The organism is uncultured Cetobacterium sp. (assembly GCF_947072685.1).
Lineage (GTDB): Bacteria > Fusobacteriota > Fusobacteriia > Fusobacteriales > Fusobacteriaceae > Cetobacterium_A.
This window is the reverse complement of sequence record NZ_CAMTIK010000001.1, coordinates 122978-139383: the sequence shown is the minus strand read 5'-3', so window position 1 is coordinate 139383 and position 16406 is coordinate 122978. Positions and strand designations below refer to the sequence as shown.

Here is a 16406-nt window from a genome sequence, read left to right as displayed (position 1 = left end):
ACTCGCGACATTCAGCTTGGAAGGCTGACGCTCTACCAACTGAGCTACTCCCGCAATCACAAAAATATAGTATCATAATACATAAAAATTGTCAACGGCTTTTTCTTATTTTTTTTCGATTATTTTTCCATTTTTTCCAACTATTGTTGAATTAGCAGGAACATCTTTTAAAACGACAGTATTTGCACCAACTTTTACATTTTCACCTAGAGTTATAGGGCCTAAAATTTTAGCTCCAGCTCCTATTATAACTCCATTTTTTATTGTAGGATGTCTCTTCCCAGTATCTTTGCCAGTTCCACCTAGAGTTACTTCGTGATAAATAGTTACATCATCACCTATTTCAGCTGTTTCTCCAATAACAACACCCATTCCATGATCTATAAATAATCTTTTTCCAATTTTAGCTCCAGGATGTATCTCTATTCCAGTAAAAAATCTAGATACTTGTGATAATAACCGAGCTAAAAAGTAGTATTTATTTTTGTAAAGTTTATGGGAAATCTTATAAAATAAAAGAGAGTGGATAGACGGATACAGAATTAAAACCTCTAAAAAAGTTTTAGCAGCGGGATCTAGCCTCATTATATTATCTATATTTTCTTTTAATTCTTTAAACATTGCTATTTTACCCCACTGTATTTATAGAGATATATTTTTCTCCTCCATCTGGAGATAGAGCCAATACTTTTTTTCCTTTGCCTAGCTTATGAGCCACCTTTAAAGCTGCACAAACACTAGCCCCTGAAGATATTCCAACAAAAATGCCCTCTTTTTCTAGAAGTTCTTTAGTTGTATTTATAGCCTCTTCGCTAGTTATTTTAATAATTTCATCTATATATTCAAAGTTATATATTTCAGGGATAAAGCCAGCTCCAATACCTTGAATTTTATGAGGACCAGATTTTCCTCCCGAAAGAACAGGAGACTCCATAGGTTCAACACCAATAACTTGTATATTTTTATTCCTCTCTTTTAATTTTTTCCCCACTCCTACAATTGTTCCACCAGTACCAATACCTGCAACAAAAGCATCCAAATCTGGAATGTCTTTTAAGATCTCTATTGCTGTAGTTTCGTAATGTTTTAAAGGATTGTTTTCATTTGAAAACTGCTGTGGAATAAAATAGTTCAAGTTATCTTTTGCCAGCTCTAAAGCTTTAGAAATAGCTCCAGTCATTCCTTTAGATCCTTCTGTTAAAATCAATTCAGCTCCATAAGCTTTTATGAGTTGTTTTCTTTCTTCACTCATAGTTTCGGGCATAATAATTATAACTTTATAACCTTTTATTTTTCCAATCATAGCAAGAGCTATTCCTGTATTTCCACTAGTGGGTTCTACTATCACACTGTTTTTATGTAGTATTCCTTGCTGTTCAGCTTTTTCAATCATACTTAAAGCAGCCCTATCTTTTACACTTCCAGTTAAATTATATTTCTCTAACTTAACATAAAGATCAGCACATTGATTATCAACCATTTTTTTTAATTTAAATATAGGAGTATTTCCTATAAAATCTAGAATATTTTCATAAATCATACCAATCACCTCACTAAGAATTTGAAAAATCATACCATAAATTTGTCTAAAATCAAAATATTTTTTTCACTTTTTAGTTTTATTTTTTTAGATAGATTTCAAGTGTTGATAAATCATATTTTTGATAGTGTATTTTAATAGTCATATTTTTTTCTTCATATAAAAAAGTATCGTTGTTTTTTAAATTATATATTTTAATTAAAAGTTTTGAATTAAAATAATAGCTGTAATTATAAGAGCCTTCATCTTTGAACTTTTTAAAAATATTTAAAATTTCAGTATGTAGTTCAAAAAGATTTTTGAAAAGTTTAGTTGAACGATAAATAGGTTCACTCTCTTTATTTGAATGAACATTTAAATCCATTTTTTTAAAAGTAAGCCCAAGTATTTTTGAATTTTTATTAATGCCGCTCTTTACTTTATCGTAAGTTAAATTTAAATTGGCAACAGTTTCAAAATCTTTTAGTATTGGCTTAAGAAGATTTTTTTCAATATCAAAGAAACGATCGTAGCTGTTTTCTATTTCAAAAATTGAACGTAAAGTTTCTATCTCAATGTAAAGAGCTTCATTTTTAATAGTTTTTAAATGCTGGAATAGTCTATAAGAGTATTTTTCTTTAAATTTTAAAATCGTATTAAGTTTTAAAATTTCTAAATCATTTTTTGTATGAAAGGAACAGTAAATTTCAGGAGAGAAATTGATGCTAATAGTTTCGTTGAATATATAAAAAGAAGAGATAGGTTTTATTTTATAATAAAAATTTAGATTTTTAGAAGTGATGATAATCTCTTTATGTGATAATCTTGTTAAAACATTTTGCAAGTTTTCAAAAATTGATTCATTTTTTAAATCAAAAATTTCACAGAAAAAATCTTTAGTTATTATCAGTTTTGGAAGTTTAAAATCTACAATGTTAAAAAAATCTCTCTCTTTTTTGTTTAGTTTTTTAGAAAATTCAATAGAGAGAGGGTTATCTGTGTGTGTAAATTTCTTAAAAATAGAAAAATCATTCATAAAAGTGTACTCCTAGTTTATTTTTTTAAGTATGATAATTTTTTTATATAGACGATATATCAAAAATGGTTATATCGTTAGATATATTTTACATTATTAAAGCTTTATTTTCAACTAAAACATTTATATTTAGAATATTAATAACGAAAAAAGGTGTGTTTTTTATAAATTTGTATAAAAAAACAAAATGGAATACTATAGCTCTATAAGTTAAAAATAAAAAAATAAACAAAGGGGTAAATAAATGGATATTGAAGCTATCGCAATGGGAATTGTAGGAAATGCAGGAGAAAGTAGAAGCTTGTCATATGAAGCACTGAAGGAAGCTAAAAAAGGAAACTTTGAGAAAGCTGAAGAGTTATTAGTAGAAGCTAAAAATAAAATGTATAAAGCTCATAGTATCCAGACAGAATTGATATGTAGTGAAGCGGATGGAGAGAAAATAGAAGTAAATCTGTTATTGATTCATGCACAAGATCATTTAATGAATTCAATCTTAGCTAAAGAGTTAATAGAGGAGTTAGTATATTTACATAAAGAGATAAAAGAGGTGAAATAAATGAGAACTTGGGGAATGATAGCGACTTGGAGAATGGCTATAGAAGGTGTGACATTAGGATCAGAAATGTTAAAAAATGGAGAAAAATGTCAAGATGTTTTAGAAAAAGCAGTAATGTTTGTAGAGGATTATCCATTCTACAAATCGGTAGGTTATGGTGGACTTCCAAATGAAGAGTGCGAAGTTGAGTTAGATGCAGCATTTATGGATGGAAAGACGCTTTCTATTGGAGCAGTAGCTTCTATAAAGGATTTTAAAAATCCAATTTCAATAGCAAGAAAATTAAGTGCAGATAGATACAATATATTTTTAGTTGGAGCGGGAGCGGAATCATATGCTCATAAAAATGGTTTTGTAAGACAAAATATGTTGACTGAAAGAGCTAGAAAAACTTGGGAATTAAGAGTGAAAGAGATAAAAGAAAAAAACCTATCTCCTTATGATGGGCATGATACCGTATGTATGATCGCAATAGATCAAGAAAAAGATATGGCAGTAGCAACATCAACGAGTGGTCTATTCATGAAAAAGAAAGGAAGAGTTGGTGATTCTCCAGTTTCTGGTTCAGGATTTTATGTTGATAATGAGATCGGTGGAGCAGCAGCAACTGGTCTTGGCGAAGATATAATGAAAGGATGTTTATCATACGAGGTAGTTCAAAGAATGAAAAAAGGTGAAACTCCTCAGGAGGCTGCGCAAGGTGCAGTAGATGAGTTTAGCAAAGAGCTTATAAAAAGAAGGGGAAAAGCTGGAGAGATTTCAATAGTAGCTTTGAACAATAAAGGGGATTGGGGGATAGGTACGAATGTAGAATTTACATTTTGTGCAGCAACACCGACTGAACAACCTAAAGTATACATAGCAAAGCTAGTAGATGGAAAAGTGAATATAGAGATCACATCTGAAGAGTATATGAGAGCATATAAAGAAAAAATTCAAAGGGAGATATAGTGATGAGTAAATTAATTGAAATTTTAGAAGAAAAATTAGTGCCAGTAGCATCTTGGATAGGTAGTAACAAACATATCAACGGAATAAGGCGAGCATTTATTTTAATGATGCCTTTACTTATGATTGGTTCTATATTTTTAATGATAGCAGCTTTCCCATTGCCAGCTTATCAAAAATTTATGTTAGAGACTTTTGGACCAAACTGGAAATCAGTATTAGATATACCAGTGGATGCGACATTTTCATTAATTGCAGTATATGTAGCCTTTCTAGTAGCTCAGCAGTTAGCTAATCAGTATAAATTGGATAGTATTGCTGCGGGGTTATTATCATTAGCATCTTTTTTAATACTTACTCCTTTAACAAAGGTAGAAGGTATGGGGTCTGTTTTAACATTTAATTGGTTAGGAAGCAAAGGAATGTTTGTTGCGATGGTTATAGGTATATTTACAGTAAGTATCTTCAGATTTTTTGTAAATAGAAATATTTTAATTAAAATGCCAGATGGAGTTCCACCAGAAGTTATAAAGTCTTTTGAAGCATTAATTCCAGGAATAGTTATCCTATCATTAGCTTTACTTTTAAGAGTGATTATGATGAATACAGAATATGGAACAATCCATGATTTTATATATAAAATGTTAGCACTTCCATTAAGAGCTTTAGGAACATCATTTATTGGGTCTTTAATGACTGTATTTGCAATATCTATTCTATGGTCGGTTGGAATAAACAGTGGTTCAATGGTAAATGGATTTGTGAGACCGTTTTGGTTAGAAAACCAAATTGATAATATAAATGCTTTAAAAGAAGGGCTGCCATTACCTCATATCATAACAGAACAATTTTTCGATATGATTTGGATGGGTGGAGCAGGAGCAACATTGTCATTATTGTTAGCAGTAGGAATTTTTGCTAAAAGTAGACACATAAAAAGTGTGGGAGCAATCGGTGCAGTCCCAGGAATATTTAATATAAATGAACCAATTTTGTTTGGAATGCCAATAATCTTAAATCCAATAATGTTGATACCTTTCAATGTAGTACCTTTAGTTATGGTAACAACTCAGTATTTAGCAATGTCAATTGGTTTGGTTTCAAAACCATTAGGAGTGGCTTTTCCATGGCCAACACCAGCAGTTATAAGTGGATTTTTAACAGTTGGAGATCTATCGGGGGCATTAATCCAAATTGTTAACTTGATTATAGGGGCTATGATATACTTACCGTTCTTAAGAATAATAGATAAAGCAAGTAAGTATGAAGAGGATAAAGTGGCCGAATTTGAAAAAGAAGAGTCTAACAAAGAGTTAAAGAGTATATAGGAGGAGAAAATGAAAAAAATATTATTATTATGTTCAGCAGGAATGTCAACAAGTATTATAGTAAAAAAAATGCTAGAAGCAGCGGATAAAAAAGGTTTAGAAGTAGAGATAAAAGCTATGGGATTGGAGATGTTTCAAGAAAATTTAGGAAATTATGATGTGTTTTTATTAGGACCACAGGTAAAGTTTAAAAGAGATGAACTTAACAAAATTGCTCAAGAGAATGGAAAAAGAGTGGAAGTAATAAATCCAATGGATTATGGAATGATGAAAGGGGATAAAATTTTAGAATTTGCTTTAAATTTAATAGATTAATCTTATAAGGAGATGACAATTGAAAGCGATTATAGAAAATTTTATTGAAAAAGACTTTAATGAAACTTTAAGTGATATAAAAAAAATTTTACAAATAAAAACTGTAAAGGATTTGCCAACTAAAGATGCGCCTTTTGGAGAGGGGTTAAAAAAAGGATTGGAAGAAGTACTAGCAATGGCAAAAAGATTAGGCTTTAAAACGAAAAATTTAGATAATTATATAGGATATGCTGAAATTGGATCAGGAGATGAATATATAGCTATATTAGGGCATATAGATGTTGTTCCTGCTGGAGATGAATCTAAATGGAAGGTTCTGCCTTTTAGTGGTGAAATAGTGGGAAATGAGATTGTATCAAGAGGAGCTTTAGATAATAAAGCTCCTATCATTTCAGCTCTTCATGCAATGTATTGTTTAAAAGAGTTAGAACTGACTGGTAGGAAAAAAATTAGAGTTGTTTTTGGAACAAATGAAGAGAGCGGAGATGAGGATATAAAGTATTATTTAAAAAAAGAAAAACCTCCGAAATATGCATTCACTCCAGATGGACGATTTCCAGTAGTTTTTTCAGAAAAAGGGATATATACATTTAGATATAGTGAGATCATAGATCTAGAAAATACAACAGTTTTAGAATTATTAGGTGGGGAAAAATCAAATGTAATACCTGAAAAATGTAGTTGTAAAATTAAATTAGAAAATTCTGAAAAATTAGTTAAAGAGATTGAAAAATTAGAGAGTAGAAGTAGATATAAATTTAAGTTTGTTATAAAAGAGGATTATATTGATTTGGAGTGTTTTGGAGTTTCAGCACATGCAAGCTCACCACAAAAGGGAATTAATCCAATAATAGGCATGTTTGCTTTATTGAATCAAATATTGAATGAGAATGATTCTTTGAAAAATTTATCAAAGTTTATCTCAAACTTTATAGGGGAAAAGTATGATGGTTCAGGGTTAGGGATAAATATGAAAAGCTTAGAAACAGGAGATTTAACTTTAAGTGTTGGAATAGTTAAGTTAAATCAAAGTAATGTTGAAATAAAAATGAATATAAGATATCCACAAGGAATTACTGAGAAATTTTTAGATAAAACATTGGAAAAAAAAGCTAAAGAGAATGGAATAAAATTCTTGAAAGATAATCATAATCCGCCACTATATTTTGATAGAGATAGTATTCTTGTAAAATCATTACAAAAATCATATTTAGATGTGACAGGCAGAGATGAAAAACCAGTAGCACTAGGAGGAGGAACATATGCAAAATTGATGCCAAATACAGTTGCATTTGGACCTAATTTTGTAGAATATAGAGGGAATCCTCATGGTATAAATGAATCTATAGATATAGATATGTTAAAACAAGGAATGATAATATATGCACTAGGAGTTTTAGAGCTTCTAAAAAATTAAAGAGTCAAGGATTAAAAATCCTTGACTCTTTTTAAAACTCTTGAACAATAAATTTATTGTATCTATTGTAAACTTCATCACTGATAGTAGCTATAAATTTAGTTCCATCAGCTTCATAAGATTCCTCTTCAATGAGAGCATTTCTATGCAAGTAAGCATTGACAGAACTTTCAGAATAAGGTATTAAAAACTCCACTTTTTTCATAGTTCTAGGAAGATGTTCAATAACCCTTTCAATTAATAAATCTATATTAACCTCATTTTTAGCACTTATTTCAACAATTTCCATTCCTGAATAAAGTTCTTTAAGTTTAGATATTTGTTCTTCAGTAGCAACATCACATTTGTTAAGAGCAAGTATTGTAGGTTTATCTCCTGCTCCAAGTTCAGAGAGTACATTTTCAACAGATTTAATCTGTTCTACAACTGTATCACTAGAAGCATCCACAAGATGAACTAATAAGTCTGAAAAAACTACTTCTTCCAGAGTGGATTTAAAGGCCTCTACAAGTTCATGGGGTAATTTTCTAACAAAACCAACTGTATCAGTAAGAGCAGCTATTCTTTTATCTGGTAAAATCATAGTTCTAGTCGTCGCATCCAAAGTTGCAAATAGCATATTTTCAGCAAAAACAGCTTCTTTTTTAACAGTATTATCACTTGGATACATCTCTACAAGAAGATTTCTTAAAGTAGATTTACCTACGTTAGTATATCCAACAAGAGAAACTCTAGGAATGCCAGATCCCTCTCTTTTAGTTCTTTGAAGAGCTCTAATTTTTTTTATCTTCTCTAGCTCTTGTTTTAAAGAATGGATATCATCTTTGATTCTTCTTCTATCTATTTCTAATTTCTTTTCTCCAGGGCCTTTAGTACCGATTCCTCCACCGGTTCTAGACATAATACTTCCAAGACCGATAAGTCTTTGACTTCTATATTTTAGTTGAGCTAATTCAACTTGTATTTTTGCTTCCCTTGTTCTAGCTCTTCTAGCAAAGATCTCTAGAATAAGTATTGTTCTATCGATAACTTTACAACCAGTCACAGCTTCTAAATGTTTTATTTGAACTCCACTCAGCTCTTCATCAAAAATTATAAGATTGGCATTTTTGATTTGTCTTAAAATTGCAAGTTCTCTAACTTTTCCACTACCGATATAGAAAATATTATCAATTCTTTTAATTCTTTGTAAAATTCTACCAGAAACATTGACATTACATGCTTTTGCAAGTTCTTCGAGTTCATCTAAACTCTCGTCAGAGTCTACACCAACTAGAATAGCATATTCACTTTCGTCTTCAACAACATCATTTTTTCTAAGTTCAGTTTCAATATCTTGAACTTTTTCAAGATATTCAACATTTATAGCTTTTTCTAGGGGTAGATTTTCAATTTCTTCATAAGTAAGTTCTTGATTTTGAACTTTACAGTAACCAATATTTATACCGGTGATATCAGTTTCTCCAACTCCGACAGCTAAAATAGCATCGAGTTTTAATTTTAATAATGCAGAGATATCAATCATAGAAAGTTTTGAGTAACCACTAGGATGAGTATGGATAACTTTAACTCCACTCAACTTTTTACTTGATAACTCTAGAATAGGTAGTTCAACACTATTACTATCCCCTATTGCAACTTCAAGAACTCTTCCTTTTCTATCTATAGATACACTGATTTCACGATTAATCAATCTAGTCATATCTGAGATTAGAGCCACGATTTCTGGTGAAACAAGTCTCCCTTTATCAACACTCATGTCATAAATACAGCTAAGTTCAGCTAAAATAGAGTCTCTAACTCCTTCAACATTACCTTTTATCATATTTCACATCCTTAATATTTAATTAGCTTTTATATTAATTTTACTACATCTAACTGAAAAATACAAATTTAATAATACAGCTCAAAAAAAAATTTGCAATTAACAAAAAAATGTAGTATTACATATAATATTGATTATTTTATAAACAAAGTATAATACTAGGAGGAAAAAAATGAAAAAAATTGGTCTTTTACCAAAACTGATTTTAGCGATTTTGATTGGTATCGGGATTGGTATGCTGGGGATGGAAATGCCTATTAGAATTTTAGCAACATTTAATGGTATTTTTGGAAACTTTTTAAAGTTTGCAATTCCTTTAATCATAATAGGATTTGTGGCGCCAGGTATCGGAGAATTGGGGACTGGTGCAGGGAAATTATTGGGAATCACAACAGGAATAGCTTATTTATCGACAGTTTTATCAGGATCACTGACATATTTTGTAAATACGGCTGTATTTAAGATGATATTGAATGCAGGGTCTATGTTAGAAAGTGCAGATAATCCTGAACATGCACTGTTATCGGGTTACCTAACAATAAATATGCCACCTATAATGGATGTAATGACGGCACTTTTAATGGCATTTATTCTAGGTATTTGTATAGCTATTGTAAAAGGCCATGCTATTAAAGATGTTATGGGAGAGTTCCAAAGTATAGTTGAAGGGATTATAAGAAGTGTAATTATTCCATTTTTACCTCTTCATATAGCAGGAATTTTTGCTAATATGACTTATGCTGGGCAAGTTGTGACAATCTTATCTGTATTCTCTAAAGTTTTTGCTGTAATTATTTTGCTTCATATAACAGTACTGTTAGTATTGTATTTTATAGCAGGAGGTTTAGCAGGAGCTAACCCAATAAAATTATTAAAAAATATGATGCCTGCATATTTTACAGCTATTGGAACACAGTCATCAGCAGCTACAATTCCAGTAACGTTAAATCAAACTAAAGAAAATGGTGTGAATACAGGAATAGCTGAGTTTGTGGTTCCTCTGTGTGCTACAATTCATCTATCAGGAAGTACAATCACTCTTGTAAGTTGTGCAATGGCAATAATGATGTTAAATGGAATGACAGTTACATTTGGAACAATGTTTGGTTTTATATTGATGCTAGGAGTAACAATGGTTGCTGCTCCGGGAGTTCCAGGTGGAGCAGTAATGGCAGCACTAGGAATCATAGAGACAATGTTAGGGTTCCCACCGACATTGACATCTTTAATGATTGCATTATATTTAGCTCAAGATAGTTTTGGAACAGCTTGTAATGTGACAGGAGATGGAGCTATTGCTATAATTGTAAATAAAATAGCAGGATTTAAGTTAGAAAAGAATCCGAAAGAATTTTTTGACAATATTTAGACTGTTAAACTATAGAAAAGATTGGAGTAGACTTGAAAGAGTCTACTTTTTTTATAGTTCACTTAAAATATAGATGTTAAAATTGTGTAAAAAATAAGTTAAAAAATAGTTTTTTATTTTACATTTGCTAGAATACATGATAAAATCTGAAATGATTAAATATTGTACAAAAAACATTTAAAATATAATAAAAATTAGGAGGAAAGATGTACTTAGATATACTTTTTAAAGTTCTAGGTGGACTAGGACTGTTCTTATATGGAATGGAGAATATGTCCAAAGGAATGCAAAAGATGGCTGGAGAGAGGTTAAAGAAAATTCTTGCTATGCTGACAACAAATAGGTTTATGGCAATAGTAATGGGAGTTTTTGTAACAGCACTGGTTCAATCTTCATCAGTAAGTACTGTAATGACAATTGGATTTGTTAATGCGAGTTTATTAACGTTAAAACAGGCATTAGGAGTTATTTTAGGAGCTAACGTAGGAACAACAATAACAGGTTGGATCTTAGTTTTAAAAATAGGTAAATATGGTCTTCCAATGGCTGGAGCAGCTGCAATATCAACGATGTTCTTTACAAGTGAAAAGGCAAGAACAAGAGCGATGACTATAATGGGATTAGGACTAATATTTTTTGGTTTAGAATTGATGAGTGATGGATTGAAACCATTGAGATCAATGCCTGAGTTTGTAGCATTGTTTCATGCGTTCAGTGCAGATACATATGTGGGTGTATTGAAAGCAGCAGCAGTTGGTGCACTTTTAACAGCAGTTGTACAGTCTTCATCAGCAACGCTTGGTATCACAATAACACTTGCGGTTCAGGGGTTAATTGATTATCCAACGGCGGTAGCGTTAGTTCTAGGAGAAAATGTAGGAACAACAATAACAGCGCTTTTAGCATCATTAAATGGAACAGCAAATGCAAAAAGAGCAGCATATGCTCATACAATAATAAATATATTAGGAGTGTTTTGGGCGACCTCAATATTCAGATTCTACCTACAGTTTTTAGAAAATATAGTGGATCCAGTAAATAATATGACTGCGGCAATAGCCTCAGCACATACAATATTTAATGTGGTAAACGTATGTCTATTTATACCATTTATCGGTTATTTAGCGGATTTCCTATGTAAAGTAGTAAAGCCGGATTCTCCAGTGGCAAAAGAGAGAGTAACACATTTAGATATTTTAATGATAGATACACCTTCAGTGGTTGTAGATCAGACACAAAAAGAGATACTAGCTATGGGATCGCAAATAAAAAATATATTTATGAGGCTAGATAATGTTTTTGCGGGAAGAGATAGAATTGAATCGCAGGTTTCTAAAATTGAAAAGATAGAGGACAAGTTAGATCTTTATCAAAAAGAGATTTCAGATGTAAACTTTCATATATTAAATGGAACTTTAGATATTGCTAATACAGAGGAAACTAGAGAAAATCTACAAACTTGTGATGAGTATGAGACAGTGAGTGATTATCTACTGAGAATAGCTAAAACTTTGAAGAAAATGGAAGATAATGGAATTGAATTAAATCAATATAAAAGAGCAACTTTAAATAAATTACATAACAATGTAGAGGATTTATTTGATGATATAAATAGAGCTTATGAACTAAGAGATAGAGATTTATTTATAACAGCTATAAAAAAATGTAATTATATAAAAGATGAGTACAAAAGAGCTAGATCAGAACATTTGGAGCACGTTTCTGAAAATGTCATGCCTGCAATGCTAAGTACAGGATACATGGATATATTAAATAACTATAGAAGAATAAAAGATCATTTATACAATATAGTTGAAGTTTTTGCTAAAATAAACTAATATAAAAGAGGGGAGAGATCCTCTCTTTATTAATTTTTAAGAAAGTGGGAATATTTATGAGAGAATTTTATTTTGATAATGCGGCAACAAGTTCTCCAAAACCAGAGAATATATATGGAGCTGTTGAGTTAGCAATAAAAAAATATAGTGTAAATCCAGGAAGAGCGGGTCATAAAAAAGCTATAGAAGCAGGTAGAAAAATATATGAAGTTAGAGAAAAGGTAGCGAAATTTTTTAATGTAAAAAATAGTTTAAACGTTGTATTTACGGCTAATGCTACGGAGAGTTTAAATTTTGCTATAAAAGGTGCAGTTCCAACAGGAGCACATGTAATAACTACAAATTTTGAACATAACTCTAGTTTAAGACCGCTTTTTTATATGCGAGATGAAAGGGCAGTAAAGTTGACTTTTGTAGATACTTATAAAGAGATAGAGAAGAGTATAAATATTGAAACAAAAGCTATTGTTATAAATCATATTTCAAATGTAAATGGAACTGTTCAGGATATTAAAAAAATAGGTGAAATATGTAAAAAGTACAATCTGTTATTTATTTTAGATGCCTCACAGAGTGCGGGGTATTTAGATATTGACATGGAGAGAGATAACATAGATATACTTTGTACTACAGGACATAAATCGCTATTTGGAATTCAAGGGATAGGAGTTCTTTGTATAAAAGAGGGTGTTGATATAGAGCCTTTGTTGGAGGGAGGAACCGGTAGTTTTTCAAAACTTACAAGACAACCTAAGGAGATGCCAGAAAAATTAGAAGCAGGGACATTAAATACTCCTGGGATAATGAGCTTAGGAGCAGGAATTGATTTTATAAACGATTTAGGATTAGATAAAATAAAAGAGCATGAAAATAAATTGACAGAGTATTTTATAAAAGAGATACAAAAAATAGAGACAGTAAAAATTTATAAAAGTATTACCGAAAACCAAGGGCCGGTTGTCAGTATAAATATAATAGGATTGGATAGTGGTGATTTGGCTTCTATTTTAGACGAGGAGTTTGGTATAATGGTTAGACCAGGATTTCACTGTGCACCGTTGGCTCATAAAACTATAGGAACTTATGAGATAGGAGCAGTAAGATTTTCTTTTGGATTTTTTAATACTCTAGAAGAGGTGCAATATGCTATAGAAGCTTTAAACAGTATTATTAATCAACTATAAAAAAAGCTTGATTTAAAAAGAATCATATGTTATACTCATCAAAGTGTAAAAAATTTAGGAGGGTAAAAAAGTGAAGAAAAAAATGTTAAGTCTTTTTATATATTTAATTCAAAAAAAGAAAAAAACTATATTTTCATTATTTTTATCTTTTAATTTTAATATTAGGAATAGAAGTTACAATTAATTTGTAATTTCTATTCTTTTTTTTTTAAGGAGGAAAAATGAGAGATTTTATTTCGATGAAAGATTTTACTAAAGAGGATATTTTAGAGATTTTAAGAGTGGCAAAAGAGTTAGAAGAAAAAAACGAGGTAGAACTTTTAAAAAATAAAATTGTAGGGAGCTTGTTTTTCGAACCTTCTACTAGAACAAGACTATCATTTACTTCAGCAGCCTATAGATTAGGTGCAAAAGTACTGGGATTTGATTCTCCAGATGCAACATCATTAAAAAAAGGTGAGAGTCTAAGAGATACAATAAAAATGACGGAAGCGTATTCAGATATAATTGTAATGAGGCACAATAGAGATGGGGCAGCAAGATTTGCAGCAGATATAGCAAAAGTACCAGTAATAAATGCAGGTGATGGTGCTAACGAGCATCCAAGTCAAACTCTTTTAGATATATATACAATTCAAAAGGAGTTTGGAGAGATTGAAAATAAAAAAATAGCTTTTATAGGGGACTTGAAATATGGGAGAACAGTCCATTCTTTAACAAAGGCACTTCAACTATTCAATTGCGAGTTTTATTTTGTAGCTCCGAAGATTATTCAAATACCGAAGTACATAACAAGGGAGTTAGATGAGAAAGGGATAAAGTATCATTTGATTGAAGACTATAAGCAGATTCTTCACGAAATAGATGTTATGTATATGACAAGAATACAAAAAGAGAGATTTGATGCACAAGCAGATTATGAGAAGGTTGCAGGTGTATATGTAATAGATAAAGATAGCGTTGTAGGAAAGTGTAAAGAGGATATGATAATTCTTCATCCTTTACCAAGAGTGGATGAGATAAAGATTGATTTAGATGAAACAAAGCACGCAAAATATTTTGTTCAGGCAGCAAATGGTGTACCTACAAGAGAATCAATATTTGCAATAGCTTTAGATAAAGTAAAAATAGAGAGCAAAGGTAAAATAGAAAAAAATATAAAAACTTCAGATACAGTTATATGTGGAAATGAAAAATGTATAACAAAATTTGAAGAGACAGAAAATAAATATGTAGTAACTGGAAAACATATATACTGCTACTATTGTAATAAAGATATAAAGAAATAAAAAATTTGGGATAGATTTAGGAGGAAAAGATGTTTTTAGAGGATTGTAAAATACTAGAAAATTATCAGGTGGGAGATAATTACTATTTGATGAAAATAGAGTCGAAAAAAGCTATACAAAATTCAAAAGCTGGACAGTTTTTTATGCTAAAAGTAAAAAATGAAATAAGAGTTTTAAGAAGACCAATCAGCTTACATTTTGTGGATAAAGATAAAAATATCTTAGAGTTTTACTATGAGGTAAAAGGTGGAGGGACTAAAGAATTTTCAACTTTAAAAGCTGCGGATGTTATAAATATTCAAGGACCTCTTGGAAATGGGTTTAAAACAGAGATTTCAGAGAAAAAATGTGTGGTTGTTGGAGGGGGAATGGGAATAGCTCCGACAAAACTTTTAATAGATAATCTTAAAAAAAATAATGAAGTTATTTTTATAGCTGGTGGTAGAAATTCAGGTGCTTTAGAGATATTAAAAAATTTAAATCTTGAAGGAGTTACAACTTATATAACAACAGATGATGGTTCTGTTGGAGAAAAGGGGAATGTAATATCGGTATTGTCTAGGGTTTTAAAAGAGAATAAGATTGATATGGTTCAAACATGTGGACCTCATAAAATGATGGAAGCTGTGGCAAAAACATCTCTTGAAGCTGGAGTTTTCTGTGAAGTTTCACTTGAAGAAAAAATGGCGTGTGGTGTGAAAGCTTGTGTGGGATGTTCAATAAAAACTTTGGATGGAATGAAAAAAGTTTGTCATGATGGACCGGTATTTGATTCAAAGATAATAGTAGATATAAATCCAAAAGAAAATCTAGGTTGTAGTTGTAACTAAAAAGGGGTGCTTATTGATGAATAGATTAAAAACAAATTTTTTAGGAATGGAGTTTAAAAATCCGATGGTAACATCTTCGGGATGCTTTGGATTTGGAATGGAGTATAAAGATTATTTTGATCCCAATGTTTTAGGTGGAATAGTTGTAAAGGGAATAACAATGGAAGCAAGAGATGGGAATTATGGGACAAGAATAGCAGAAACACCAGGTGGAATGTTAAATTGTGTAGGACTTGAAAATCCAGGTGTAGACTATTTTGAAAATGTAATCGTAAAAAATATCAAGACGTCAGGAATAGAGTGTCCAATAATTGTAAATATAAACGGAAAAGTTATAGAGGAGTATGTAGAGATAGCAAAAAGAGTTGAAAAAATTGAGGAAGTAGATATGATTGAGTTAAATATATCTTGTCCAAATGTAAAAGATGGGGGGATGGCTTTTGGAGCAAATCCAGATGTCGCAGGAGCTGTAACAAAAGCAGTTAGAGCCGTAACAACAAAACCCTTGATAGTAAAATTGTCACCAAATGTGACAGATATTGTTAATATAGCTAGAGTCGTAGAAGCCAATGGAGCAGATGCTGTATCCCTTATAAATACTCTTTTAGGGATGGCAATAGATATAAAAACAAGAAAACCAATTTTAGGAAATACTTTTGGTGGATTTTCAGGACCAGCAGTGAAGCCAGTAGCTCTTAGAATGGTTTATCAAGTCTCACAAAATATTAAGATACCTGTTGTTGGTATGGGCGGGATATCATCTACGGAAGATGCTATAGAGTTTATGATGGCAGGGGCAACAATGGTATCATTAGGGACAGGGTTGTTCAGTAATCCAATTTTACCTGTAGAAATAAAAGAGGGCTTGGAAAAATTCTGTGAAGAGAATGCTTTAGAAAATATACAAGAGATTGTAGGAGTAGCACATCAAAAATAATAGATAGAAAAC

At 31.0% G+C, this 16406-nt stretch carries 15 protein-coding genes; 11 read left to right on the top strand and 4 right to left on the bottom strand.

The annotated features are described in order from the left end of the window. Positions 1 to 105: 105 nt before the first annotated feature. From epsC to Q0V67_RS00650, 3 genes are all read right to left on the bottom strand, one after another. Positions 106 to 621: a serine O-acetyltransferase EpsC gene (gene epsC / locus Q0V67_RS00660; RefSeq protein WP_297596040.1), complete on the bottom strand. Its 516-nt coding sequence runs from the start codon at positions 619 to 621 to the stop codon at positions 106 to 108. A gap of 7 nt (positions 622 to 628) precedes the next feature. Further along, the gene (gene cysK, locus Q0V67_RS00655) at positions 629 to 1540 is read right to left on the bottom strand and encodes a cysteine synthase A (protein WP_297596038.1); all 912 of its coding nucleotides are present in this window, start codon (positions 1538 to 1540) and stop codon (positions 629 to 631) included. Positions 1541 to 1619: 79 nt separating this feature from the next. Further along, complete coding sequence (locus tag Q0V67_RS00650) at positions 1620 to 2555, bottom strand: replication initiation protein (RefSeq protein WP_297596036.1); 936 nt, start codon at positions 2553 to 2555, stop codon at positions 1620 to 1622. Positions 2556 to 2799: 244 nt separating this feature from the next. Here Q0V67_RS00650 and Q0V67_RS00645 point away from each other — a divergent pair, with 244 nt between their 5' ends. From Q0V67_RS00645 to pepV, 5 genes are read left to right on the top strand one after another with little or no spacing between them, the layout of a single operon-like run. Further along, on the top strand, positions 2800 to 3114 hold the full coding sequence (locus Q0V67_RS00645) for a PTS lactose/cellobiose transporter subunit IIA (RefSeq protein WP_297596034.1): 315 nt from the start codon (positions 2800 to 2802) through the stop codon (positions 3112 to 3114). Continuing rightward, positions 3115 to 4065: a N(4)-(beta-N-acetylglucosaminyl)-L-asparaginase gene (locus Q0V67_RS00640; protein ID WP_297596033.1), complete on the top strand. Its 951-nt coding sequence runs from the start codon at positions 3115 to 3117 to the stop codon at positions 4063 to 4065. A 2-nt stretch (positions 4066 to 4067) separates the two neighbouring features. After that, positions 4068 to 5390, top strand: coding sequence for a PTS cellobiose transporter subunit IIC (gene celB / locus Q0V67_RS00635; protein ID WP_297596031.1), 1323 nt, complete (start codon positions 4068 to 4070; stop codon positions 5388 to 5390). Positions 5391 to 5399: 9 nt separating this feature from the next. Then, positions 5400 to 5705: a PTS sugar transporter subunit IIB gene (locus Q0V67_RS00630; protein ID WP_297596029.1), complete on the top strand. Its 306-nt coding sequence runs from the start codon at positions 5400 to 5402 to the stop codon at positions 5703 to 5705. A gap of 19 nt (positions 5706 to 5724) precedes the next feature. Beyond that, entirely contained in the window at positions 5725 to 7122 is a 1398-nt protein-coding gene (pepV, locus tag Q0V67_RS00625) for a dipeptidase PepV (RefSeq protein WP_297596028.1), read from the top strand. 31 nt (positions 7123 to 7153) lie between these two features. Here the strand turns inward: pepV and hflX are convergent, their stop codons facing one another. Beyond that, entirely contained in the window at positions 7154 to 8947 is a 1794-nt protein-coding gene (hflX, locus tag Q0V67_RS00620) for a GTPase HflX (protein ID WP_297596026.1), read from the bottom strand. 172 nt (positions 8948 to 9119) lie between these two features. Here hflX and Q0V67_RS00615 point away from each other — a divergent pair, with 172 nt between their 5' ends. The 6 genes from Q0V67_RS00615 to Q0V67_RS00590 all read left to right on the top strand — a co-directional run bounded on the left by Q0V67_RS00615 (position 9120) and on the right by Q0V67_RS00590 (position 16394). Then, entirely contained in the window at positions 9120 to 10316 is a 1197-nt protein-coding gene (locus Q0V67_RS00615; RefSeq protein WP_297596024.1) for a dicarboxylate/amino acid:cation symporter, read from the top strand. A gap of 206 nt (positions 10317 to 10522) precedes the next feature. Beyond that, positions 10523 to 12154, top strand: a complete 1632-nt coding sequence (locus Q0V67_RS00610) for a Na/Pi cotransporter family protein (protein WP_297596022.1) — start codon at positions 10523 to 10525, stop codon at positions 12152 to 12154. A 56-nt stretch (positions 12155 to 12210) separates the two neighbouring features. Continuing rightward, positions 12211 to 13338, top strand: coding sequence for an aminotransferase class V-fold PLP-dependent enzyme (locus Q0V67_RS00605; RefSeq protein ID WP_297596020.1), 1128 nt, complete (start codon positions 12211 to 12213; stop codon positions 13336 to 13338). Positions 13339 to 13559: 221 nt separating this feature from the next. Continuing rightward, positions 13560 to 14627, top strand: a complete 1068-nt coding sequence (gene pyrB / locus Q0V67_RS00600; protein ID WP_297596018.1) for an aspartate carbamoyltransferase — start codon at positions 13560 to 13562, stop codon at positions 14625 to 14627. Between the two features lie 29 nt (positions 14628 to 14656). Continuing rightward, positions 14657 to 15457: a dihydroorotate dehydrogenase electron transfer subunit gene (locus Q0V67_RS00595; RefSeq protein ID WP_297596017.1), complete on the top strand. Its 801-nt coding sequence runs from the start codon at positions 14657 to 14659 to the stop codon at positions 15455 to 15457. Positions 15458 to 15473: 16 nt separating this feature from the next. Continuing rightward, entirely contained in the window at positions 15474 to 16394 is a 921-nt protein-coding gene (locus tag Q0V67_RS00590) for a dihydroorotate dehydrogenase (protein ID WP_297596016.1), read from the top strand. Positions 16395 to 16406: the final 12 nt, after the last annotated feature.

Excerpts from the sequence above, each read along its gene's own strand:
- Q0V67_RS00650 (WP_297596036.1), bottom strand. The coding sequence starts at position 2,555 with ATGAATGATTTTTCTATTTTTAAGAAATTTACACACACAGATAACCCT.
- Q0V67_RS00610 (WP_297596022.1), top strand. The coding sequence starts at position 10,523 with ATGTACTTAGATATACTTTTTAAAGTTCTAGGTGGACTAGGACTGTTC.
- Q0V67_RS00640 (WP_297596033.1), top strand. The coding sequence starts at position 3,115 with ATGAGAACTTGGGGAATGATAGCGACTTGGAGAATGGCTATAGAAGGT.
- Q0V67_RS00595 (WP_297596017.1), top strand. The coding sequence starts at position 14,657 with ATGTTTTTAGAGGATTGTAAAATACTAGAAAATTATCAGGTGGGAGAT.
- hflX (WP_297596026.1), bottom strand. The coding sequence starts at position 8,947 with ATGATAAAAGGTAATGTTGAAGGAGTTAGAGACTCTATTTTAGCTGAA.
- Q0V67_RS00615 (WP_297596024.1), top strand. The coding sequence starts at position 9,120 with ATGAAAAAAATTGGTCTTTTACCAAAACTGATTTTAGCGATTTTGATT.
- pyrB (WP_297596018.1), top strand. The coding sequence starts at position 13,560 with ATGAGAGATTTTATTTCGATGAAAGATTTTACTAAAGAGGATATTTTA.
- Q0V67_RS00605 (WP_297596020.1), top strand. The coding sequence starts at position 12,211 with ATGAGAGAATTTTATTTTGATAATGCGGCAACAAGTTCTCCAAAACCA.
- epsC (WP_297596040.1), bottom strand. The coding sequence starts at position 621 with ATGTTTAAAGAATTAAAAGAAAATATAGATAATATAATGAGGCTAGAT.
- Q0V67_RS00645 (WP_297596034.1), top strand. The coding sequence starts at position 2,800 with ATGGATATTGAAGCTATCGCAATGGGAATTGTAGGAAATGCAGGAGAA.
- Q0V67_RS00590 (WP_297596016.1), top strand. The coding sequence starts at position 15,474 with ATGAATAGATTAAAAACAAATTTTTTAGGAATGGAGTTTAAAAATCCG.
- cysK (WP_297596038.1), bottom strand. The coding sequence starts at position 1,540 with ATGATTTATGAAAATATTCTAGATTTTATAGGAAATACTCCTATATTT.
- celB (WP_297596031.1), top strand. The coding sequence starts at position 4,068 with ATGAGTAAATTAATTGAAATTTTAGAAGAAAAATTAGTGCCAGTAGCA.
- Q0V67_RS00630 (WP_297596029.1), top strand. The coding sequence starts at position 5,400 with ATGAAAAAAATATTATTATTATGTTCAGCAGGAATGTCAACAAGTATT.